Raw genomic sequence first — 22673 nt, forward strand, 5'->3', positions numbered from 1 at the left:
CGTTGTAGCTCTCCAGCAAAGATTCAGACGCCAAACCCTTCATGACCAGCGCCAGCTTCCACATCAAACCGTCCGCATCTTGCAGGCCTGAGTTGGCGCCACGTGCGCCAAAGGGCGACACCTGGTGCGCCGCATCGCCCGCGAACAACAAACGCTGGTGCTTGAACTGGTTCATGCGCCGACACTGAAAGGTGTAAATGCTGACCCACTCCAGCGTGAACGCACGCGCGTCGCCCAGCATGGCTTGGATGCGTGGCAGCACGCGCTCGGGCTTGGTTTCTTCCTCGGGGTCGGCGTCCCAGCCCAACTGAAAGTCGATGCGCCACACGTTGTCGGCCTGCTTGTGCAAGAGCACACTTTGGCCACGATGGAACGGAGGGTCAAACCACATGCGACGCTCAGCGGGAAAGTCGGCTTGCATCACCACATCGGCAATCAAGTAGCGGTCTTTGAACACCTGGCCTTCCATGTCCAAACCCAACATGCGGCGTATCTGGCTGCGCGCACCATCAGCCACCACCAGCCAGTCGGCCTCGATGCTGAACTCGCCTTCGGGTGACGCGATGCGCACCACGGCGTGGTCGGCCTCGTGGCGCACGCCCACCGCTTTGCACTTCCAGCGGATGTCCACGCCCAACTCCAGCGCACGCGTCACCAAGGCTTCTTCCAAATAGTATTGCTGTAGGTTGATCATGCCGGGGCGTTTGTGGCCCGGCTCGGGCACCAGGTTGAACTGGTACACCTCGTCTTCTTGCAAAAAGGTGCGACCGATGTTCCAGCTCACGCCTTTGTCGCACAGTGGCTGGCCAACGCCTAAGCGGTCCAAAATTTCCAAGGTGCGTTTGGCGTAGCAGACCGCACGTGAGCCCACCGACACCGAGTCGTCTTCGTCAAACAGCAACACCTCCAAGCCCTGCAAGCGCGCATCCACGGCTGCGGCCAAGCCCACAGGCCCGGCACCCACGATCACCAAGGGCCGACGCTGCGGCGGCGTGGTCATCAAATCGGTGGGCGGCGTGTAGGCGAATTTCGGGTAGGTGTAAGACCCCATGGGGCATGTCTCCGGCTTTTTTAGATGTGCAAATATCTCGCCGAGAAGTTTAACATTGGTAAATCAATTTCTCTAATCGAAATTACTCATGCGAACCGCGCAACTACAAGTGAAAGAAAAAGCCACCCGATGGTGGCTGCCCAAAACAGTCTTCGGCCAAACTCAATCCGCCGACACACCCGCCTTGCGGATGATCGGGTCCCACTTGGCGATCTCGGCCTCCAGGTGGGTTTTCAAACCTTGCGGCGTGATCTTGTCCAGAGGCGGAATGTCTGAGCTCAGGTCTGCCATGCGTTGTTTGACCGTGGGGTCTTGCATGGCAAAGCGCAAGGCAGCGTTGATTTTTTCAAGCACCGGCGCGGGTGTGCCTTTGGGCGCGTACATGCCGTGCCAGACCTTGACTTCAAAGCCTTTGAGTCCTTGCTCGTCCAGCGTGGGAATGTTGGGCAACGCGGCCAGCCGTTTGGTGGTGGTGACGCCATACACCTTGACGCGGCCTTCTTTGATCATGGGCACGGTCTGCGTGGTTTGGTCGCACAGCATGTCAACCTGCCCCCCCAGCAAGTCATTCATGGCGGGGCCTGTGCCTTTGTAGGGGATGGTGTTGATGTCCACACCGATCATGCTCTTGAACAACAGGCCGCACAGGTTAGACACCGCACCCAGCCCGGCATCGGCCAAAGACACTTTGTCTTTGTTGGCCTTGATGTAGGCCAGCAACTCGGGGAAGGTGTTGGCGGGCATGTCTTTGCGCGCCAGCAAGGTCATGGGCACATCCAGCACTTGGCCGATGTACTCGAAGTCTTTGAGCGGATCGAACGGCAGCTTTTTGTACAAGGCCGGCGCGGTGGCCATGCCCATGTGGTGCAAGTAGATGGTGTAGCCATTGGGGGCCGCACGCGCCACCCGGTTGGAGGCGATGGTGCCGCCTGCCCCGTTGACGTTTTCCACCAGCACCGACTGGCCGAGCGATTTGCCCATGGGAATGGCCATCATGCGCGCCACCACATCGGTGGGGCCACCTGCCGCGAACGGGATGACCAAGGTGACAGGTTTGTCGGGGTAGCTCAATGCCGGGGCGGGCGCTTGAGCCTGGGCCAAACCGCCCAACAGGCCACAGGTCAGCAGCCAAGCCGTGAATCGGTGCGTCATGCAAATTCCTCAGGTGTGTGATTTACAGGTGTGGATGGTGAATCACACACGCCCGTCTGCACATCCCGGTTAACCCGCCCTGCCCTTGCGGGTGAGGCTCAGGTGGGAGGCAGCGTCAGCCCCAGCTCTTGCAAGATAGCCTCGGTGTGTTGGCCCACCGAAGGAATGTCATCCATGCGGTAGTCAAAGCTGCTTTGCTTGCCCGGCGGCAACAACGCAGGCATGGGCCCGGCGGGTGAACCCACCGAGGTCCAGCGCGCGCGCGCCTGCAACTGCGGATGGGCCCACACCTCGGCCATGCTGTTCATGCGGGCGTTGGCGATGTGTGCCACGTCCAGCCGCTCCATCACTTGGGCGGCGGTCAACTCGGCAAAGGTGTTGAGGATGATGTGTTGCAAGGCCTCGCGGTGGGCGTTGCGCCGCGCATTGCTGTCAAAGCGCGCATCGGTGGCCAACTCGGGTTGCAGCAACACGTGTTGACAAAACTGCACCCACTCGCGTTCGTTTTGCAGGCCCAGCATCACCGTGCCACCATCGCCCGCTTGAAAAGGTCCATACGGGTAAATGGTGGCGTGCGCCGCACCCGTGCGTGGGGGAGGCGTGGCACCGTCCATGGCGTAGTACATGGGAAAACCCATCCACTCGCTCAAGGCTTCCAACATGGACACGTCAATGTGCGAGCCCTGCCCGGTTTTGTCGCGCAGCAACAGCGCCGACAAGATGTTGGTGTAGGCGTACATGCCCGCTGCAATGTCGGCAATCGAGTTGCCGCTTTTGCTGGGCTGCTCGGGCGTGCCCGTGACCGACAAATAACCCGCTTCGCTTTGGATCAACAAGTCATACGCCTTCTTGTCGCGGTAAGGACCGTCGTTGCCGTAGCCCGAGATGTCGCACACGATCAAGCGCGGTTGCGCCGCCATCAGCGTGGGGGCATCCAGCCCCATGCGGGCCGCAGCACCGGGTGCAAGGTTTTGCACCAACACATCGGCCTTGGCCAACAAGGCCTGGAGCACGGCCAAGTGTTGCGGGTCTTTGAGGTCAAGCGCCAAGCTCTCTTTGGAGCGGTTGACCCACACAAAGTGGGACGACTGGCCGTGGGCACGCTGGTCATAGGCACGGGCAAAGTCGCCCACGCCGGGGCGCTCGACTTTGATGACACGCGCCCCCAAGTCGGCCAACTGGCGGGTGCAAAACGGTGCCGCAATGGCATGCTCCAGCGACACCACGGTGATGTGGTCGAGCGGACGGGGTCTGTTTGGCGCGCGCGCGGTGGTGGATGTCATGTGAGGAACCTCAGTCCACCGACGCACCGGAGCTTTTGACAATCTGCGCCCAACGCACCATGTCTTCGTTGAGCAAGGCAGCCAATTGATCGGGCGTGGTGGGCGGCGCCAATTCCACCCCTTGCAGCTCCAACTTGTCGCGCAGGTCTTTGGCAGCCAGGGCTTTGGTCATGGCGTCGTGCAACTTGGACAGCACATCGGCTGGCACACCGGCGGGGGCAAACAAACCAATCCACAGCGTGCCGCTGTACCCCGGCACCACCTCTGACAAAGCAGGCACATCGGGCAAGGCGGGTGAGCGGCGTGGGCTGCTGACCGCCAGCGGCTTGAGCTTGCCCGCTTTGATGTGCGAGAGCGACGACGGCAAGCTGGCAAACACCAGCGGCAGCTGACCGCCCAGCACATCGTTCAAGGCCGGTGCCACGCCTTTGTAGGGCACGTGCTGCAAGTCGATGCCGGCCATGCTGTTGAGCATTTCACCCAGCAAGTGGTTGAGCGTGCCATTGCCTGCTGAGGCGTATTGATAAAAGCCAGGTTTGACTTTGGCCAAGGCGATGAGTTCTTTCACCGAGTTGGGTGCAAAGCTTGGGTTTGCCAGCAGCACATTGGGCACAGCACCAATCAGGCTGATGGGCTTGAAGTCTTTCACCGGGTCAAAGCCCGGGTTCTTGTACAGCGCGGGGTTGATGGCCTGGCTGCTGCTGATGGTCATCAACAAGGTGTAGCCGTCTTTGGGCGCTTTGGCCGCGTACTGCGTGCCAATGTTGCCACCGGCACCTGGACGGTTTTCAACCGCCACGGGCGAGCCCAGCACCTCGGAGAGTTTTTGGCTGACCAAGCGCCCCACGATGTCGTTGGTGCCACCCGCAGTTTGGGGCACCACCATCACCATCGGTTTGCTGGGGTAGCTGCTTTGCGCCATGGCTGAGTGTGTGCACCAACCGGTGGTGACAAACGCCAGCGCAAGGGCCGCACGAAGAAGGGGGCGACGTTGGGTGTTCATGGCCGCATTTTGCCGAATCTGCACAGAGATGCGCCAAGACCCAAGAGACAAAGTGCCGTCATTCACCCACCCCAGAGGCGATGTGGGGCACCACCACCCACTGCCCCGCCACCGAATGGATGGCAATGCGTTGTTCAAACACCGCTTCCACTGCACGGTGTGTGGCCGCTTGTGCGCAAGCGCCCTGAAACGCCACCTGTCCGTCTTGCATGAGCACCAGTTCGTCGGCCTGCAAGGCCATGCCGATTTCGTGCAACACACTGACCACGGTTTTGCCCTCAGCCACCAAGGCGCGCATCTGCTGCAACCAGTCCACTTGGTACGGCGGGTCGAGGTTGACCAAGGGCTCGTCCAGCAACAGCACCTGCGCTTGCACCGCCAGCGCACGCGCCAGCAGCACGCGTTGACGCTCTCCGCCAGACAGCGCGCCCAAGCGACGCTCCCGCCAGTCCCAAGCCTGGGTGGCGAGCAGCGCACGCGTCACCTCGGCATGGTCTTGTGCGCTGGGGCTGGCCAGCCAGTCTTGGTGCGGCAAGCGCCCCAGCATCACCACATCCCAGACACGCACATCGTCTGAGGCCACTTCGCTTTGCCCCAGCCAGGCCAGTTGCTGCGCACGTGCACGGCGGTGGATGGCCTGCAACGGTTGGTCAAACCAAAACACCTGCCCTTGTGCGGCGGGCAACAAACCCGCCAACACCTTGAGCAGACTGGATTTACCCGCGCCATTGGGGCCGACGATGCTGGTCCAGCGGCCTGCCGCAAACGTCGTGTTGACACCCTGCAACACCGAGCGGTGGCCCAAGGACAGATGCAGATCTTGAGCGCGCAGCGCCATACGGGGCGTGGTGTTCATGACGCACCCCCAGCGTCATGCGATTGGCTTCGGTGCATCAGCCACAACAAATAAACACCGCCCAAGACAGCGGTGAGCAGACCCACGGGCAGCTCTTGCGGAGCCAGCACGGCACGCGCCAACACATCGGCCCACAACAGCAACACCCCCCCCATACCCGCCGACAACAGCACACCCCAGCGGTGGGTGCTGTGGGTCAGCGATCGCACCACATGTGGCGCGGCCAAGCCGACAAACGCAATCAAGCCCAGTTGTGCCACAGCGGTGGCGGTGGCCAACGACAGCACGCCCACCAGCACCACGCGCATGGGGGCCAGTGGCAGCCCCAGGCTCAGGGTGGTGGCCTCGCCCAACCCCAGCGCATCCAACAAGGGGCTCAACCAAGCCGAAAGCGCCGTGCACACCAGCAGCACGGCCAGCATCAAGCCGCAAGCAGACCAACTGACAAACGCCGTCGATCCCAACACAAAACCTTGCATGCCTTGCAACACATCGGGGCGCAACAAGGTGATGAGCGACGACACGGCACCCAGCACCACGCCCACAATCACCCCGGCCAACAACAAGCGCAAGCTGTGGTGCACGCCACGTGCCAGCACCAGCGTGAGCACCACGGCCAACACTGCGCCCGCAAACGCCATGCCCGTCAGCCCCACGTGCAACCACACACCTGCCGCCACACTTTGCCCCAAGAGCATCAAACCCAGCGCCACACCCAGCGAAGCACCTGAGGCGCTGCCCAGCAAATACGGATCGGCTAAGGGGTTGCGAAACAGGCCCTGGGCCAGAGCACCCGCCAGCCCCAGCAAGGCGCCGCCCGTCCAAGCGCCCACGGAGCGGGGCATGCGAATGTCCCACACGATCTGCGCCGACAAGGGCTCTTGCAAGATCGCCCACAGCGGCGTCAAGCCTTCGCTGCCCACCGCGCTGCCTACGAGCAGTCCCAACAGGCTGAGCAGCCCCAACACGCTGCCCAAGTGCCAGGGTTGAATGGCCTGCCCGGTTGTGCCACGCATTCCGCTCATGGCGCACCTCGCTCGGTGCGCAGACATTGGGCCATCAGTGCCGCCGCTTCGGCCATGCGCGGACCAGGACGCACCAGCACATCCGACTGCTCGGGCGTGAAGGTGCACACGCGTTGGGTCTGCACGGCACGCAGACTGGCCCAACCCGGACGGTTGCGCATCAGGGCCCAGTTGCTGTCGCCCACCATGATCACCTCAGGCTGGGCACGCACCACAAATTCTGAGTTGAGCTGCGGAAAAGGCCCCAGCGTGGCGGGCACCACATTGCGAGCGCCCAAGCGCGACAAGGTCTCGCCAATGAAAGACCCCTCGCTGGCCGCATGAGGCGCGGGGCTGACTTCAAAGTACACCCGTGCACCACGCACCGAAGCGGGCACCGATTGGGCAGCGGCCTCCAAGCCCGCCTGCATGTCACGCCACACGCGTTGGCCCTGCGCATCTGGCAAGCCCAAGGCTTGGCCCAGCGTGGTGATGACGCGCTGCATGTCGCCATGCGACTTGGGCTCCAAAGACAACACGGTCAGCCCCAAGGCGCGCAGACGGTCGGCACCACGCGCAGAGGTGGCCATCAACACCAGATCAGGCTGGAGTGCCACCACTCTCTCAATCTGCGGGTCGATGCCGCCTCCCAAACGTGGCAACTTGGCCACCGACTCGGGCCAGTTGGAATAACGGTCCACCCCCACCAGACGCTGGCACTGCCCCAAAGCACACACGGTTTCTGTGAGCGAGGGCAGCAAACTGACAATGCGCTGGGGCGTTTGGCTGAGGGTGACTGGCAGCTGGCGGTCGTCACGCACCACCACGGCTTGGGCTTGCGCCACACACAGCGACGTCATGCACAGCCAAGCGATGCACAAGCCCAGCCAAATCCGCACACGCATGACACGCGGCTCACGCGGCAAGCACCCAACACGCGCCAGGGTGCGCTCAGCCATGCTGCACCACCCATTGCTGCACGATGCGGTGCAGCTGCGCCACACCATCGGTCAAGGCGGCAGGACCGGGTTGCAAGATGTCGGCCGATTTGATTTCAAACACCTGCCCGTGGCGCACCGCAGGCACGTCTTGCCAGCCCGGACGTGCGGCCACTTTGTCAGCGCGGAACTTCTTTCCACACCACGAGCCAATGATGATGTCGGGCGCGCGTTCCACAATGGTTTGCCCATCGGCAATGATGCGGTCCTTGCCCAGCGACATGCGCGCCAGCTCAGGAAAGCAGTCGTCACCACCGGCCATGTCCATCAACTCGGAGACCCAGCGGATGGCGCTGATGTGCGGCTCGTCCCATTCTTCAAAATAAATTTTGGGCCGGCGCTTGAAGGTCGCTGCCGTGCGGCGGATCTCATCGAGTTGCTCGCGCATATCGGCCAAGCGTTGCAGGCCTTGCTCGGCCTGCCCCACCATCGCCGCCACTTGGTAGAGCATGGAAAAAATCTCGTCCACGCTGCGTTGGTTGAACACCGTGACTTGCACGCCCGCGCGAATCAGCAGCGCGGCGATGTCGGCTTGCAAGTCTGAAAAGCCAAACACGCAGTCGGGCTCAAGCGCCAAAATTTTGTCGATCTTGGCGCTCAAGAACGCGCTGACCTTGGGTTTTTCAGCCCGCGCCCGACGCGGGCGCACGGTGTAGCCTGAAATGCCCACGATGCGTGCCTCTTGCCCCAGCAGGTAGAGCCACTCCGTGGTCTCCTCGGTGAGACAGACGATGCGAGAAGGGCCTTGAATCAGCAATTGAATCCCCACTTATTTGGGGCTGTAGCGAAGTCCGACATACAAAGAACGACCAGCTACTGAATAGTCGTTGTAGGGGGATAAGGTGCTGCGAATGACGATGTAATCTTTGTTCATCAGATTATTGAGCTGCGCATTGACTTGCAGGGATGGGTTAATAGCGTAGCTGGAACGCAAACCGATCAATCCATAACCAGGCAATGGCTGCGTATTTGCACTGTCATTGAAACGGCTGTCGTAAGCCTGCAATCGAACGGCTGATTTCAACTGACCATCTGTTCTTTCTAGGTCTAAAGTGGCTGAGCGTGGAACTCTTCGCGCCAAGAAATTCCCTGTCGCGAGATCTTTAGCACTCAAGTAATCGTAGGAGGCACTCAACTTCCAATGATTGACGCGTCTTGCGTAATGCAATGTTGCCCCCTTGATGTCTGCTGCACCAATATTCTCCATGGTTCCTATGTAGGTGATCGGGTCCGAGTAGTAAGCAATCAGGTCTTTGACTTTGTTTTGGTAAAAGGTAATGCCAGCTCTGGTCACTGGACTGTCAAACTGTAGACCTATCTCTTTATTCGTGGAGCTTTCGGGCTTGAGTGCGGGATTGCCTTTGTAAAAGTTGACCGGATCAAATGGCCAATAGAGGTCATTGAAACTTGGCGTATGAAACGCTGTACCGGCACTGCCGCGCATCACCAACCCTGGGCTCAGGCGGTATCCATACCCCAGAGACCCGGTGGTTCGGTTGCCAATTTTTTGGATGTCATCTCTGCGTGCACTGGCCTGTACCAAGTGACGTTCTAAAGATGCCTGATAGCCCAAGACCAATGACTTGCTGTTTTGACTGCTCACATCAAATGTCTTGGTGGAGTCCACGCTGACATCACGCGACTCCAAAGACACCATCAACTGCCCCACATCGAGTGCAATGTCGTTTTGAAGCACCAACTGATCTTGCGTCGTTTTGTATTTTGGAATCGTAGTCACCTGAGTCACGGGATCGAACTCTCTGGACTCGGAATTGTCTTGACTTCGTCCCAGACGGATCGACGACTTCCAGCGCTGAGAGGCCTGCCAAATCAAATTCACAGCACCCGAGTGAATGGTCTGGAGATCTTTGTTACCGTAAAGGGTGGTGCAAGTGGTGTAACTTGCATCGCAGTTGGCGTTGTCTGAATACTTCACACCGTCTGAATACAGATAGTTGCCACCCAACTCTAAGTCCGGTGATATTTTTTGACTGACCTTCAAGCCAAAGTTGGTTTGTCTGTAGCCATCACGGTCAGGGTTGTAGGTGTCGAACAGGCCAGATTTGGATGCTTTGATTTCGCTGAATCCACGCGTGGTTTCATGCCCCGCTTGAAGTTGAAAACGCGTATCTCCCAGAGTTCCGCCATAACCAACCGAAGTGATGGCCGTGCCATATTGACCTATGGCTGCATAAAGAGAAGGCGCAGGCTGGCCTGAAGAACCGTCGCGCGTGAACACTTGAATCACGCCACCAATGGCATCCGACCCGTACAAAGAACTGGAGGAGCCACGCAAAACTTCGATGCGCTCAATTTGCTCGATGGGTATGGCTTGAAAGGCCGTCGCACTGGTTGTTGCAGAAGAAATTCTTTGTCCATCCACCAAAAATAAAGTGTGCGTGCTGTTCGTTCCCCGGATAAAAATGGAAGGCACTGCCCCTCGCGCAGAGTCGGGACTGACTTGAACACCTGGGATGGTGGTGAGCAGCTCGATCATGCTGGTTGCACCAGAGCTCTCGATCTCGGCCCGACCGATGGACGTGATGTCTCGCAACGACTCATTCAAAGGGGTGGGAATGCGCGTGGCAGTCACCACCACCTCTTGAGAAATTGATTGAGCAAAAGTACTCGCACAAACCAAAGACAACAGCACAGGCCAAACGCCACGCGCACGGATAAATTTGTTCATGATTTGAATCCAACACCAAGTGCCCTCACCGCCTTCCCCGACAGTGCTTGGGCGTTCAAGCGGTACGTTGTCAGACGCACCGCCACCTTGTTGGCCGGTATCCGGGCTGACGGAAGCAACCTCTGTCGCCTTCCCAGACGCTTGTTCAAGGCATCCAGTGGCGTGTGTGACAGAAGCGGAGCTCAAGAGCTCGTCCGTTTGACCGTTGCGGGGGCAGCGCAGGTTGGGTGTTGTCGAGCTGGGTTGACGCGACCTTCCTGCTTCCCGTTGAACTGCGGCATGTGAACCACGCCGCGAGCACCAACAAATTTGATTCTAATGACGAACCTTGCTGTGACCTTAAAATGCATGGGCCATGACCAACACCACCCAAATCGATCAAATCGCCGAGCGCGTGGAACGCCTGCTTGTGCGTCACGAAGAACTGCAACGCACCAACGCTTTGTTGACGCAGCAGTTGCAAGAAGTCAGCCACGAGCGCGACTTGCTCAAATCACGCTTGGGTGCTGCGCGGCATCGCATCGACGCGCTGATCGATCGCCTGCCTCAAGGCGCAGCCTCCAAGGAAGTTGGATGAAACAAATCGAAGTACAAATCATGGGTCAGGGCTATGTGTTGGGCTGCCCTGAAGGCGGCGAAACACGCTTGGGGCAGGCCGTGGCCAAGGTGGATGAAGCCATGTGCAAGATTCGCGATGCGGGCAAGATCAAAGCGCGTGACCGCATCGCTGTGCTGGCCGCCTTGAATTTGGCGTTTGACTTGACCGACAAACCTGCGCCCACCCCCAGCGGCGACACTGGCGACGCGTCGCCCCAGTTGCACCAATTGCTGCAACGCTTGGACAGCGTGCTCACACGCGACAACCAACTGCTCTGAGCCCACCTACAATTGCGCGGTCTGCTCGGTCCTTGGGGCTTTATATTTCCTTGAACCAATGCTCATATGAGCCAGGGCTTGGAACATCGACTGATGAGCGTGATCGTCTCGCGTCAGATGAACCCAACGTCAGTCTGACCTCGCCCACCTGAACCCCCGGTTCAGGATGACGGCTCCAGGCACCTTGCAGACACCTTTTCTTTTACCTGCCTAGGCGCGTCATGGACATCCAACCCCAACTCATCATCGAACTGGCCCTGCTGGGCATTTGCACTGGCTTTCTGGCTGGGCTCTTAGGCATTGGCGGGGGCATGATCATGGTGCCGTTTTTGACCTTCATGTTGTCGCAACGTGGTGTGGACGCCAACCTGACCGTCAAGATGGCGATTGCCACATCCATGGCCACCATCATCTTCACCTCTATATCGAGCGTGCGTGCCCACCACAAACGTGGCGCTGTGCGTTGGGACTTGGTCAAAGGCTTGGCCCCCGGCATTGTGCTGGGCAGCATGATTGCCAGCATGGGGGTGTTTGCCATGCTCAAAGGCGCCAACTTGGCGATCTTTTTTGGTTTGTTCGTGGGCTTTTCTGCCACGCAAATGTTTTTGGACAAAAAGCCTGCGCCGTCACGCCAAGTGCCGGGCACAGCGGGCTTGGTGGCGGCAGGCAGCGCGATTGGCTTTTTGTCGGGCTTGGTGGGCGCCGGTGGCGGCTTCATCAGCGTGCCGTTCATGGCCTGGTGCAATGTGGCAATTCACACGGCTGTGGCCACCAGCTCGGCCCTGGGTTTTCCGATTGCGCTGGCCAACGTGGCCGGCTACGTGATCAGCGGCATGTCGGTGACGGGCTTGCCCGATGACGCCATTGGCTACATCTGGGTTCCCGCTTTGGTGGTGATTGCCCTGTGCAGTGTGTTCACCGCCCCACTGGGTGCCAAAGCGGCCCACAGCTTGCCTGTGAAAAAGCTCAAGCGCATTTTTGCCATGATCTTGTATGCGCTGGCGGTGTACATGCTCTACAAAGGTTTGTCGAGCTGATCGGAGTTCGCGCTGTTTGTCGCTCAGTCAAGCGAAATACAGTGCGATACGGTCAGAGGTCCAAGTCGCGACACCCGTACCAAAGAAATCGGTATCTTCTGTCCAAACCGGACAGTTCAATGCCATGGCACACGCAAGCACTGGCCAGTCGTCCGCATCTCTAGAAGCGATACGCTGAAGTGCTTGTGTTTTCATAGCGCCATAAACCTCAAAGCCCATCAATTGAACCATCGATTCAAGTTGGCCAAGCACCTGTTCAACCACCACGCCAGATACCCCTCGTTTGTCTAGCAACCCAGGCAAGTATTTGTGAGCGTCTTCATACGCCACATCGGGCGCGAAAAATTGGATATGGTCGGCATGCTCAAGAAGCAATAAACGCACGCGTTGCCCGAGCACAGCGCGCACCAAGATGTTGGCGTCCAGAACAATCGCCTTACCCCCCATGGCTTTAAGTCCGCTTGTTTTTAACTGCTTGTTTTTTTCTAGCGACTTTGAATTCAGCCACCACATCATCCTCATTGACAGCATGCTTGGCCATCAGTTGATCCAGTGTTTTGCTGGCTTGTTGAAGCGAGGCTAAATCTGCTGACACTTGCACTCGAGTTGGGATGAAGTAACCCACGGTCTGACCATGGCGTGTGACCGCGACTGGCGTGCTCGATGCAATGAATTCCGCCAAATCTGAGCGAAATTCTCTGATACCAACTTTTGTTGCTTCCATGACTTTCCTACCTGCTCGTATTTGTGAATCAATGTGTACACACTTTACAAGCAACACCCTGGGCAAGTCAAGCTTCAGGCATCGGCCTGCACCTTGGCATCTTTGACGACCTTGGCCCACTTCTGGGTCTCACTGCGGATGAAGTCGGCAAAACGCTCGGGCGTGCCGCCCCCGTCTTCGGCACCGTACTGGTCAAACTTTTCCATCACATCGGGCATGGCCATGACGCGGTTCATGTCTTCGTTGATGCGTTTCACAAACGCCGGGTTCAACTTGCCTGGCCCCACCAAGCCATACCAGGTGGTGGCATCAAAACCCGCAAAGCCTTGCTCGTCCATGGTGGGCACATTGGGGTGCCCTTTGGCGCGCTTAGGTCGTGTTTGGGCCAATGCAATAGCCTTGCCACTTTTGACATGCGGTGTGGCAGAGGTCATGGTCTCGAAGCAATACTGCACTTGACCGCCAATCAAATCGGTCAGTGCCGGGCCTGAGCCTTTGTAGGGGATGTGCAAGGCGTCAATGCCGGCGCGCAGCTTGAACATTTCAAGCGCCAGGTGCTGCGCCGAGCCCCCGCCCGCTGACGCAAAGCTGATGCTGCCGGGGTTTTGTTTGCACAAGGCGACCAAGTCTTTGACGTTCTTGGCGGGTTGGTTCTCATTGCAAATCAACAGATTGGGGGTGACCCCCACCAAGCCAATCGGCGTGAAGTCGCGCTCCACGTTGTAGCCCAACTTGGGTTGCAAGCTGGGTGCCAGGGCATGGCTGTTGATGTGCGCCATCAGCAAGGTGTTGCCATCGGCGGGTTGCTTGGCCACGTAGTCAGCCGCAATCACACCCGCCGCCCCACCTTTGTTGTCGATCACGATGGTGGTGCCCCACAAGATTTGCAGCTTTTGCGCCAATACGCGCGCCAGCGCGTCGGTGCCGCCGCCGGGTGGAAAACCCACCACGATGCGAATTGGCCCATTGGGCAAGCTCTGGGCTTTGATCATGGGGGCCGCCAAAGTCGCCGCAGTGGCGGCGCTGGCTTGGAGCAGTGTTCTGCGTTGCATGGCGGTGACTCCTGTGGGTGGGTTTCAGTGAGGCAAAGGGTGCGGTTGGAATGCCAATGGGTGTAGAGACGGCAGTTGTTGCGATCAGCCGCGAATCAGCGCCGGAATGGGATGGGCCGAAAAGTAATCCATCGCCGCTTGCACGCCCGATCCCGCCAGCTTGACGCCACTGAGCTTGAGGCCCATCTCGCATGCCGACAAGGCAGCAATCAAGGTCAGGTCGTTGCAGTCGCCCAAATGGCCAATGCGAAACATGCGGCCTTTGACCTTGCCCAAGCCCGTGCCCAAGGAACAATCAAAGCGCTCATAAATGAGTTGGCGCACGGCGTCAGCGTCCACGCCCTCGGGGGTCATCACGCCAGTCAAGATGGGTGAATACAGCGCCGGGTCCGCACACTGAATGGGCAAGCCCCAGGCAGTCACAGCAGCACAAGCCCCTTTGGACCAACGCTTGTGGCGGGCAAACACCACGTCCAGGCCTTGGCCCAAGATCATGTCGCAGGCTTCACTCAGGCCGTACATCAAGTTGGTGTTGGGGGTGTAGGGAAAGTAGCCGGTTTTGTTGATCTCCAGCATCTCGTCCCAGGCCCAAAACGACTTGGGCAAGGTGGAGGTTTTGCTGGCCTCGATGGCTTTGGGCGACAAGGCGTTGAAGCTGATGCCCGGCGGCAGCATGAGGCCTTTTTGCGAGCCACTGACGGTCACGTCAACACCCCATTCGTCGTGGCGGTAGTCGGCCGAGGCCAGGCCTGAGATGGTGTCCACCATCAAGAGTGCGGGGTGCTTAGCGTTGTCGATGGCGCGGCGCACGGCAGCCATGTCGCTGGTCACCCCGGTGGAGGTTTCGTTGTGCACCACGCACACCGCCTTGATGCTGTGCGCCGTGTCCGCCTTGAGGCGGGCCTCGATCATGTCGGCCTTGACGCCTTGTCGCCAGCCCTCCACACCGGGCAGCCCCAAGAACTCCGACTTCAGCCCCAAACGCGTGGCCAGCTTGTTCCACAACGAAGCGAAGTGGCCGGTCTCAAACATCAGCACATGGTCGCCTGCGCTCAAGGTGTTGACCAAGGCGGCTTCCCACGCCCCGGTGCCCGAGGCGGGATAAATCATGACCGGGTGCTGGGTTTTGAAAATCTTTTGCATGTCGGCCAGCACCTTCAGGCCCAGCGCGCCAAATTCAGGCCCCCGGTGGTCGATGGTGGGCAGGCTCATGGCGCGCAGCACGCGGTCGGGCACGGGGGATGGGCCGGGGATTTGCAAAAAGTGGCGGCCCGTGGGGTGAAAGTCGAGGTTGAGCATGAACAAAAATCTCCAGAGATACCGCTATTTTTTGCATACAAAATAAAACCGTCAACTAGCGTTCACCCTTACTCACGAAGTTGACCTGCTCATATTTTGCATACAAAATACGCCCATGACCGCTGAACTGTTGTCCCTGCCCCGCACCGCCTTACACGGCCATGTGACGCACCGGCTGCGCCAAATGCTGGTGGAAAACCAGATTGCGCCGGGTGCCAAGCTCAACGAGCGGGCCTTGTGCGAGTCGCTGCACGTGTCGCGCACGCCGCTGCGCGAAGCCATCAAAACACTGGCCGCTGAAGGCTTGGTGGAGTTGCTGCCCAACCGAGGCGCGGTGGCCGTGTCGCTGACGCTGGACGATGTGCGCCACACCTTTGAGGTGATGGCGGGCTTGGAGGGCATCTCGGGCATGTTGGCCGCCGAACGCATCACCGAGGGCGAACTCAAGGAAATTCAAGCCCTGCACTTCGAGATGATGGCCGCCTACACACGCCGCGACCTCTCCAGCTATTACCGGCTCAACGCCAGCATCCACCGCGCCATCCACGCAGCCGCCAAAAACCCGGTGCTCAGTGCCACCTACGAACACGTCAATGCACGCTTGCAAGCGCTGCGCTTCAAGTCCAACCAAGACGACGACAAGTGGCAAAGCGCCGTGCAAGAGCACGCGCACATGATTGACGCCTTGCAAGCGCGCCAGCCCCAGGTGCTGCGCGATGTGCTGGTGCGTCACCTCGAACACAAACGCGACGTGGTGTTGGCGCAGCTGCAAGCCAGCGCCGACACGCCCACGGCCAAACCCAAAACCTCACGCAAAGCCTGACCCATGAACGCGCCCCTGCCCCGACACATCACCGAAACCGCCAGCCAAGTCTTTGAGCGCGTGGCCAGCACCAGCAACGAGGTGGCCGGTCGTCTGGCCGCCCGACTGCGTGCCGAAACCGAGGGCGAGGTGTTGTTCTCTGCGGCGGATCGGGGGCGCTACGCCACCGACGCCTCGATTTACCAAGTCACGCCCGTGGGCGTGTTTGTGCCGCGTCATGCCCACGAAGTGCCCATGGCGATGGCGATTTGCCGGGACTTAGGCGTGCCCATCGTGCCGCGCGGCGGCGGCACCAGCCAGTGCGGCCAGACCACGGGCGCGGGCTTGGTGATCGACCATAGCAAACACATCCGCCAGATCGTTCACCTCGATGTGGACCAACGCACGGTCGAGGTCGAACCCGGCTTGGTGCTCGACCACCTCAACGCCGAACTCAAAGCCCACGGCTTGTGGTTTCCGGTGGATGTGTCCACCAGCGCACAGGCCAGCTTGGGCGGCATGGCGGGCAACAACTCGTGTGGCAGCCGCTCGATTGCCTACGGCAACATGGTGCACAACGTGCTGGGTACTTCGGCCTGGCTGGGCGACGGCGACTTGTTGCAGTGGGGCCGCTACGACGCGAGCAGCGGTCGGGCGCGCCAGATCGGTGACTTTGTCAAACGCCTGGCCGACGAACTGCGGCCCGAGATTGAGGCCCATTGGCCCAAAGTGCTGCGTCGCGTGGCGGGCTACAACCTGGACATTTTTTGCAACCAAAACGAGCGGCCTTACACCACGGACGGCTCGGTCAACTTGGCCCATCTGCTGGTCGGCAGCGAAGGCACGCTGGCGATGACAAAGTCGCTCACCCTGCGCTTGAGCGAGTTGCCCCGCGCCAAAGTACTGGGGGTGGTGAACTTCCCCAGCTTTTACAAGGCGATGGATGCGGCGCAGCACATCGTCAAGTTGGGCGACGGCACCTTGACGGCGGTCGAGCTGGTGGACCGCACCATGATCGATCTGTCGCTGCAAAACCCCGCCTTTGCGCCCACCATTCGCACGGCACTGATTGGCGAACCTGAAGCGGTGTTGCTGGTGGAGTTTGCCGGAGCAGACAAAGACAGTTTGAAACCCAAGATGCGCCAACTGGTAGAACTCATGGGCGACCTGGGCCTGCCCGGCAGCGTGGTGGAGATGATCGACGACGCACCACAGAAAAACCTGTGGGAAGTGCGCAAGGCGGGTCTGAACATCATGATGAGCTTGAAGGGCGACGGCAAACCGGTGAGCTTCATCGAAGACTGCGCGGTGCCTTTGGAGAGCCTGGCCGAGTACACCGATGCCTTGACCGAGGTGTTCAAAAAACACGGCACCAAAGGCACCTGGTACGCCCACGCGTCGGTGGGCACACTGCATGTGCGCCCGATTCTGGACATGCGACGCGATGGCGCTGCCAAGATGCGCGCGATTGCCGAAGAAGCCAGCGCCTTGGTGCGCCAATACAAAGGTGCTTACAGCGGTGAACACGGCGATGGGCTGTGCCGTGGGGAATGGATTTCTTGGCAGTTCGGCCCCAAGATCACCGAGGCGCTGGGGCAGATCAAACAAGAACTCGACCCGCTGCACCTGTTGTCGCCCCAACGCGTGGTCAATCCTCCCAAGATGGACGACACAACCCTGATGCGTTATGGCCAACCCAACGGCATGCCCTACCAAGTCATCCCCATCCAAACCGCACTCGACTGGAGCGCTTGGAACGTCCACAACGACCCGGCCACCGAACAAACCACCGCACCCGGCACCGGCGGTGACCCGGCGCTGGGATTCGCCAAAGCGGTGGAGATGTGCAACAACAACGGCACCTGCCGCAAGTTCGATGCGGGCACCATGTGCCCGAGTTACCGCGTCACGCGTGACGAACAGCACCTCACCCGTGGCCGCGCCAACACCTTGCGTTTGGCCCTGAGCGGGCAACTCGGCACCGATGCACTGACCAGCGAAGAACTGCTGCAAACCATGGACCTGTGTGTGGGCTGCAAAGGTTGCAAACGCGACTGCCCCACCGGCGTGGACATGGCGCGCATGAAGATCGAAACCCTGCACCAGTACAAGCGCTACCACGGCCACACGCTCAAAGACCGCTTGATTGGCTTTTTGCCACGCTATGCCCAACACGCTGCCCGCTGGGCTGGCCTGCTGAACTTGCGCAACCGCGTGCCCCTGCTGGCCAAGCTGGCTGAACGCGTCACCGGCTTGTCGGCCGAGCGCAGCTGGCCCACCTGGCAACGTGATCACTTTTTCAACCGCAGCACCTTGGGTGCCACCGCGGAAGAAGTGCTCATTGCCCCTAAGCCCGTGGTCCTGTTTGTCGACACCTTCAACGGCTACTTCGAATCCGACAACGCACGCGCTGCCATGCGCGTGTTGCAAGCCGCAGGCTACCAAGTGCACGTGGCGTCCAAAAGCCGACAAGGGCATGGCAGCAACCAAGGCCACTTGTGCTGCGGCCGCACCTTCTTGGCCAACGGCATGGTGGACCAAGCGCGTGAGCAGGCACAAGCGTTGTTGGATGCCCTGTTGCCTTTTGCCAAGCGCGGCATTGCCATCGTCGGCTTAGAGCCGTCTTGTTTGCTGACCCTGCGCGACGAAGCGCTGGTGCTGGGTTTGGGAGAAATGGCCCACACGGTGAGCGAGCACGCCGTGCTGTTTGAAGACTTCCTGGCGCGGGAGGCCCAAGCCGGTCACCTCGACACACTCAAGTCCAAGTTAGAGCCCACACGTCGCCCTATCTTGTTGCATGGCCACTGCCACCAAAAAGCGTTTGGCCTCATGCCCGCCGTGCTGGAGGTGATCCGCTTGATCCCGGGTGCCAAGCCCCAGTTGATCGAGAGCAGTTGCTGCGGCATGGCCGGCAGCTTTGGCTACGAGGCCTCCCACCTCGAAGTCTCAAAGGCCATGGCTGAGTTGAGCTTGTTGCCTGCGGTGCGTGCCGAACCCGATGCACTGGTGGTCGCCGATGGCACCAGCTGCCGCCACCAAATTGCCGATGGCGCACAACGCCAGGCGGTGCATGTGGCCACACTCTTGAGTGACCACCTCAAACACCATGCGTGAAGGCCTGGAGGCCAACGGACACCAAGGCACACCAGCCCTGTGTGCCGCTGGTTGCTAAGGCACCAAGCACCAAGGCGCTTGGTATTCCACCAAGCCCATCCACAGCGCCCAGCCTGAACTGGCCATCAACGCGGCACCCGCCAAGCGCACACCCCAGGCACCGCTGTGGTCCCCCGCAGGCTTGAAGCCGCGCAAACGCAGCCACAGCCAGGGCCCCAGGGTCAGCACCACCGCACTGCCAAAGGCAAACAAGGCCATCACACCCGCGCCTTCCCAGGGGCTGTTGCTCAAAGCGGCCACCAGCAAAGCGCCGTAGAGCAAGCCACAGGGCATCAAGGCCCACAACATGCCCAGCAACAAGGGCCCGCTGCGCTGCAGGGTGATGTGCGCCGTCATCGCCTGCACTTTGCGCCAGACACCTCGCCCCACCCCATCCAGCCACAAGGGTTGCTCGGCCCGCCACAGCAGCAGGCCACCGATCAAAAAAGCAAGGATGTGAAACAAGGTCCACAGTGGACGAAACACGGCCGACTGGGTGGTGAGCCAACCCACCCCTTGCATGGTGGACGCGGCCACAGCGCCCAGGGTGCTGTAACCCACGATGCGCCCCAATTGAAACAACAGCATGGCGCGGGTGTCACGCCCAGGCCCCACGCCTTGCTTTTGTGCGGCCCGGCCAATGCCGGCGCAAGCCGCACCGCACATGGCCAAACAGTGGGGCCCGCCCGCCAACCCCATCAAGAGTGCGGTGAGGGCCAAGGTGGAGTTCATCAAATGATTTTAGAGAACCGCGCGCGGGTTCGGTCGGCTTGCAGGTATTTGTCAAACACCATGGCCACGCCACGCACAAAGAACCATCCCAACTCGGTGACCTGGATGCCACTGCCGTCCAGCACCACCAAGCCCTGTTCTTGCATGCCGCCCAAGGTTTCCAGCTCGGTGGCGAAGTATTTTTTGAAGTCGACCAAGTGCGCCACCTCGACCGACTCGAACTGCACATGGCCTTGGCACATCAAGGCCATGATGACGGTGCGGCGTACCAAATCGTCACGCGACAAGGCCAAGCCACGCTCCACCGGCAAACGGCCTTGGTTGAGCAAGTCGTAATACGCGTCCAAAGTTTTGACGTTTTGGTTGAACGTGGGTCCGACATGGCCGATGGCAGAGACGCCTAAAGCGATCAAGTCGCAATCGGGTTGGGTGCTGTAGCCCTGAAAGTTGCGGTGCAAGCGCCCTTGGCGCTTGGCCACGGCCAAAGCATCGTTGGGCAGGGCAAAGTGGTCCATGCCCACGTACACATAGCCCGCGCCCATGAGCACGCGCAGCGCACTGGAGAGCATGGCCAACTTGGAACTCGCGGGGGGTAAGTCTTGGCTGTGAATCCGGCGTTGGGGTTTGAAGCGCTCGGGCAAGTGGGCATAGCCATACAAGGCAATGCGGTCCGGTCGCAAATCCACCACTTGCGCCAAGGTGCGATCAAAGGTGTCGGGGGTTTGCATGGGCAGGCCGTAAATCAAATCGATGTTGATCGAATCAAACCCCAAGGTGCGTGACTCGGCCACCAAGTCAAACACCTGCTGTGCAGGCTGAACGCGGTGCACCGCTTTTTGCACGTCAGGGTCAAAGTCTTGCACCCCAAAGCTCAGACGGTTGAACCCCAGCAAGGCCAAGGTGTTCAAACGCTCGGCCGACACAGTGCGGGGATCGACTTCGATCGAGTATTCGCCGCCAGGGGCAAACTCAAAGTTTCGCCGCAGCATGGCCATCAGCGAGCGCAACTCCTCATCGCTCAAAAAGGTGGGGCTCCCACCGCCCAGATGCAACTGCGACACCGTTTGGCCTGCACCCAAGTGCGCCACATTGAGGGCGACCTCACGTTCCAGGTAACGCAAGTACTCTGCGCCGCGCTCATGGTGCTTGGTGATGATCTTGTTGCAAGCGCAGTAGTAGCACAGGGCTTCACAAAACGGGATGTGCAGGTACAAAGACAAAGGGTAGGCGTTGACAGCCACCCCTTCACGGCGCTGCTCAAGGGCCTGCACGTAATCGGCCTCGCCAAAGGCCTCCACAAACCGGTCTGCGGTGGGGTAAGAGGTGTAACGCGGGCCGGCCACGTCGTAACGCCGCAGCAAGTCGGGGCTCATGGTGGTCACCGGTTCGGAGATCGATGCGTTGGATTTGGAATGGGTCATCAGTGAAACGTCCTGTTTACGTCTCATAATGTGCCTTTACGTCGGAAGAATCACCTTGACCTGCGTCAACACAACCTCGCATCACGACCTATGACGATCCCCAGCATCAAAGTCGCTTGCTCAAACTGCAACCTGCGCGAGCTGTGCATGCCCTTGGGGCTGTCTGCCGATGAGCTGCAACGCATCGACGATGTGGTGGCCGTGCGGCGCAAAGTGGCGCGGGGTGACAGCTTGTTCAGAAACGGTGACAAGTTCAATGCGCTGTTCGCCATTCGGACGGGTTTTTTCAAAACCTGCGTGTCCTCGGAAGACGGGCGCGACCAGGTGACGGGCTTTCAAATGGCCGGCGAAATCATTGGCTTGGACGGCATCGTGAGCGATTTGCACACCTGTGACGCGGTGGCGCTGGAAGACGCCGAAGTGTGCGTGATGCCGTTTGACCGCATCGAAGAGTTGTCGCGCGACATCAACGCCTTGCAACGCCATGTGCACAAGATCATGAGCCGCGAAATCGTGCGTGAACATGGTGTGATGTTGCTGCTGGGCAGCATGCGCGCTGAAGAACGCTTGGCCGCTTTCTTGCTGAACTTGGTGCAACGCTTGCATGCCCGTGGGTTTTCGCAATCTGAATTGATCTTGCGCATGACCCGCGAAGAGATTGGCAGCTATCTGGGCCTCAAACTTGAAACGGTCAGCCGCACCTTTTCAAAGTTTGCCGACGAAGGCATTGTGGAAGTCAAGCAACGCCATGTCCGTATCTTGAACCCTGAGGCGCTCAAACTGTTGGTCAACGCGCAGACGTGTCAGCCCAACTGAGCAAGTCACCGCCCCAAACAAAAGGCCCGTTTTGAACGGGCCTTTTTGTTGGAACGCGTCAGGGGCTCAGGCAGCTTGCTGATCGCCACAAGCCTCATCACAAGCCTCTTGCTTGGGGCAGCCATTGGGGCGCTCGGTGGGGACCAAGGGGCAGCGGTTGGTCTCGAAAGGCGACATCGACAGCAAGGTGGTGAGTGCGCTTGAACCTGCCGTGATGAACCAAAACGCAAAGAACGACAGCGTGTAAATACCTTGACGCGACATCTCCACCGGTTGGCCAAACCACTGCATGTCTTGCGGGTCAAACATGGCAAACACCACCACCTCTAAAACACCTGCCACCAAAAAGGCGGGCCATGCGATCCACATCATGCGTTGTGCCAACATCAAAACTCTCCTCAAAAAACCGATTTAAAAGTTGAGACCTGCACGATGGTGAGCCATCATGGGGTTTTCGTGGGCAACTGATCTTTGGGGGTCACCACATGGTTGCGTGCCTGCATGGCGGGCATCATGGGCTGCGCTTGTTTGTCAGCCAAGGTCTTGTTGATGTTGAGACCTTGACGGTAATAGTCTTCTGCCACCACCGGATCGGGAATGCGGATGGCGATGGCCAAGGTCACAAAGCCAGCGACCACCACCACGGCAGGTCCTGCAATGATCAACCACACGTGGCCGTAGGACCACCAAGGTTGTGTGTCGTGTTGTGGATTCAATGTTGGCAT

Annotated in this window: 23 protein-coding genes and 1 riboswitch; of the genes, 6 read left to right on the plus strand and 17 right to left on the minus strand. The window is 59.6% G+C overall.

Going from position 1 to position 22673, the window contains the following annotated elements:
* The 9 genes from ACKWJN_RS14240 to ACKWJN_RS14280 all read right to left on the minus strand — a co-directional run.
* The coding region (locus ACKWJN_RS14240; protein WP_408597962.1) for an FAD-dependent monooxygenase at positions 1–1051 on the minus strand (1051 nt) is incomplete at its 3' end.
* Between the two features lie 162 nt (positions 1052–1213).
* The gene (locus tag ACKWJN_RS14245) at positions 1214–2203 is read right to left on the minus strand and encodes a tripartite tricarboxylate transporter substrate binding protein BugD (protein WP_408597964.1); all 990 of its coding nucleotides are present in this window, start codon (positions 2201–2203) and stop codon (positions 1214–1216) included.
* Between the two features lie 98 nt (positions 2204–2301).
* The gene (locus tag ACKWJN_RS14250; RefSeq protein ID WP_408597966.1) at positions 2302–3486 is read right to left on the minus strand and encodes a CaiB/BaiF CoA transferase family protein; all 1185 of its coding nucleotides are present in this window, start codon (positions 3484–3486) and stop codon (positions 2302–2304) included.
* 10 nt (positions 3487–3496) lie between these two features.
* Entirely contained in the window at positions 3497–4489 is a 993-nt protein-coding gene (locus ACKWJN_RS14255; protein WP_408597968.1) for a tripartite tricarboxylate transporter substrate binding protein, read from the minus strand.
* A 58-nt stretch (positions 4490–4547) separates the two neighbouring features.
* Positions 4548–5345, minus strand: coding sequence for an ABC transporter ATP-binding protein (locus tag ACKWJN_RS14260; protein WP_408597969.1), 798 nt, complete (start codon positions 5343–5345; stop codon positions 4548–4550).
* Positions 5342–6361 (minus strand): FecCD family ABC transporter permease, encoded by a 1020-nt coding sequence (locus ACKWJN_RS14265; RefSeq protein ID WP_408598043.1) that lies wholly within the window; start codon positions 6359–6361, stop codon positions 5342–5344. The genes ACKWJN_RS14260 and ACKWJN_RS14265 overlap by 4 nt, the downstream gene beginning before the upstream one ends.
* 5 nt (positions 6362–6366) lie before the next feature.
* Positions 6367–7209 (minus strand): ABC transporter substrate-binding protein, encoded by an 843-nt coding sequence (locus tag ACKWJN_RS14270; protein WP_408598045.1) that lies wholly within the window; start codon positions 7207–7209, stop codon positions 6367–6369.
* Positions 7210–7300: 91 nt separating this feature from the next.
* On the minus strand, positions 7301–8116 hold the full coding sequence (locus tag ACKWJN_RS14275; RefSeq protein WP_408597971.1) for an ABC transporter substrate-binding protein: 816 nt from the start codon (positions 8114–8116) through the stop codon (positions 7301–7303).
* Positions 8117–10036 carry a TonB-dependent receptor domain-containing protein gene (locus tag ACKWJN_RS14280; RefSeq protein ID WP_408597973.1) on the minus strand — a complete coding sequence of 640 codons (1920 nt, stop codon included), beginning with the start codon at positions 10034–10036 and terminating at the stop codon, positions 8117–8119.
* A 74-nt stretch (positions 10037–10110) separates the two neighbouring features.
* Positions 10111–10356: riboswitch (cobalamin riboswitch) on the minus strand.
* 35 nt (positions 10357–10391) lie between these two features.
* Between ACKWJN_RS14280 and ACKWJN_RS14285 the strand changes: the two genes are divergently transcribed.
* The 3 genes from ACKWJN_RS14285 (at position 10392) to ACKWJN_RS14295 (ending at position 11949) form a co-directional block, all read left to right on the plus strand.
* A complete protein-coding gene (locus ACKWJN_RS14285) occupies positions 10392–10613 on the plus strand; it encodes a DUF904 domain-containing protein (RefSeq protein WP_408597975.1) in 222 nt (73 codons plus the stop codon).
* The gene (locus ACKWJN_RS14290) at positions 10610–10912 is read left to right on the plus strand and encodes a cell division protein ZapA (protein WP_408597977.1); all 303 of its coding nucleotides are present in this window, start codon (positions 10610–10612) and stop codon (positions 10910–10912) included. The genes ACKWJN_RS14285 and ACKWJN_RS14290 overlap by 4 nt, the downstream gene beginning before the upstream one ends.
* A gap of 221 nt (positions 10913–11133) precedes the next feature.
* A complete protein-coding gene (locus tag ACKWJN_RS14295) occupies positions 11134–11949 on the plus strand; it encodes a sulfite exporter TauE/SafE family protein (RefSeq protein ID WP_408597979.1) in 816 nt (271 codons plus the stop codon).
* Positions 11950–11976: 27 nt separating this feature from the next.
* Here the strand turns inward: ACKWJN_RS14295 and ACKWJN_RS14300 are convergent, their stop codons facing one another.
* The 4 genes from ACKWJN_RS14300 to ACKWJN_RS14315 form a co-directional block, all read right to left on the minus strand.
* Positions 11977–12462 carry a PIN domain-containing protein gene (locus ACKWJN_RS14300; protein WP_408597980.1) on the minus strand — a complete coding sequence of 162 codons (486 nt, stop codon included), beginning with the start codon at positions 12460–12462 and terminating at the stop codon, positions 11977–11979.
* On the minus strand, positions 12401–12673 hold the full coding sequence (locus ACKWJN_RS14305) for a type II toxin-antitoxin system Phd/YefM family antitoxin (protein WP_408597982.1): 273 nt from the start codon (positions 12671–12673) through the stop codon (positions 12401–12403). Before ACKWJN_RS14305 ends, ACKWJN_RS14300 begins: the two co-directional genes overlap by 62 nt.
* Before the next feature lie 74 nt (positions 12674–12747).
* Positions 12748–13725 (minus strand): Bug family tripartite tricarboxylate transporter substrate binding protein, encoded by a 978-nt coding sequence (locus tag ACKWJN_RS14310; RefSeq protein WP_408597984.1) that lies wholly within the window; start codon positions 13723–13725, stop codon positions 12748–12750.
* 84 nt (positions 13726–13809) lie between these two features.
* Positions 13810–15024, minus strand: coding sequence for a pyridoxal-phosphate-dependent aminotransferase family protein (locus tag ACKWJN_RS14315; RefSeq protein WP_408597986.1), 1215 nt, complete (start codon positions 15022–15024; stop codon positions 13810–13812).
* Positions 15025–15139: 115 nt separating this feature from the next.
* Between ACKWJN_RS14315 and ACKWJN_RS14320 the strand changes: the two genes are divergently transcribed.
* Both ACKWJN_RS14320 and ACKWJN_RS14325 read left to right on the plus strand, forming a co-directional pair.
* A complete protein-coding gene (locus tag ACKWJN_RS14320) occupies positions 15140–15847 on the plus strand; it encodes a GntR family transcriptional regulator (RefSeq protein WP_408597987.1) in 708 nt (235 codons plus the stop codon).
* A gap of 3 nt (positions 15848–15850) precedes the next feature.
* Positions 15851–18940 carry an FAD-binding and (Fe-S)-binding domain-containing protein gene (locus tag ACKWJN_RS14325; RefSeq protein WP_408597989.1) on the plus strand — a complete coding sequence of 1030 codons (3090 nt, stop codon included), beginning with the start codon at positions 15851–15853 and terminating at the stop codon, positions 18938–18940.
* Between the two features lie 54 nt (positions 18941–18994).
* Here ACKWJN_RS14325 and ACKWJN_RS14330 read toward each other — a convergent pair whose 3' ends face one another.
* A complete protein-coding gene (locus ACKWJN_RS14330) occupies positions 18995–19711 on the minus strand; it encodes a sulfite exporter TauE/SafE family protein (protein ID WP_408597991.1) in 717 nt (238 codons plus the stop codon).
* The gene (gene hemN, locus ACKWJN_RS14335; RefSeq protein WP_408597993.1) at positions 19711–21132 is read right to left on the minus strand and encodes an oxygen-independent coproporphyrinogen III oxidase; all 1422 of its coding nucleotides are present in this window, start codon (positions 21130–21132) and stop codon (positions 19711–19713) included. The genes ACKWJN_RS14330 and hemN overlap by 1 nt, the downstream gene beginning before the upstream one ends.
* A 90-nt stretch (positions 21133–21222) precedes the next feature.
* Between hemN and fnr the strand changes: the two genes are divergently transcribed.
* A complete protein-coding gene (fnr, locus tag ACKWJN_RS14340; protein WP_408597995.1) occupies positions 21223–21948 on the plus strand; it encodes a fumarate/nitrate reduction transcriptional regulator Fnr in 726 nt (241 codons plus the stop codon).
* A gap of 66 nt (positions 21949–22014) precedes the next feature.
* On the opposite strand, the gene ACKWJN_RS14345 is transcribed toward fnr, so the two are convergent.
* On the minus strand, positions 22015–22335 hold the full coding sequence (locus tag ACKWJN_RS14345; protein ID WP_408597996.1) for a hypothetical protein: 321 nt from the start codon (positions 22333–22335) through the stop codon (positions 22015–22017).
* Positions 22336–22391: 56 nt separating this feature from the next.
* The gene (locus tag ACKWJN_RS14350; protein WP_408597998.1) at positions 22392–22673 is read right to left on the minus strand and encodes a FixH family protein; all 282 of its coding nucleotides are present in this window, start codon (positions 22671–22673) and stop codon (positions 22392–22394) included.

Origin of the sequence: Limnohabitans sp., assembly GCF_046052825.1 — a bacterium.
Classification (GTDB): Bacteria; Pseudomonadota; Gammaproteobacteria; order Burkholderiales; family Burkholderiaceae_C; genus Limnohabitans.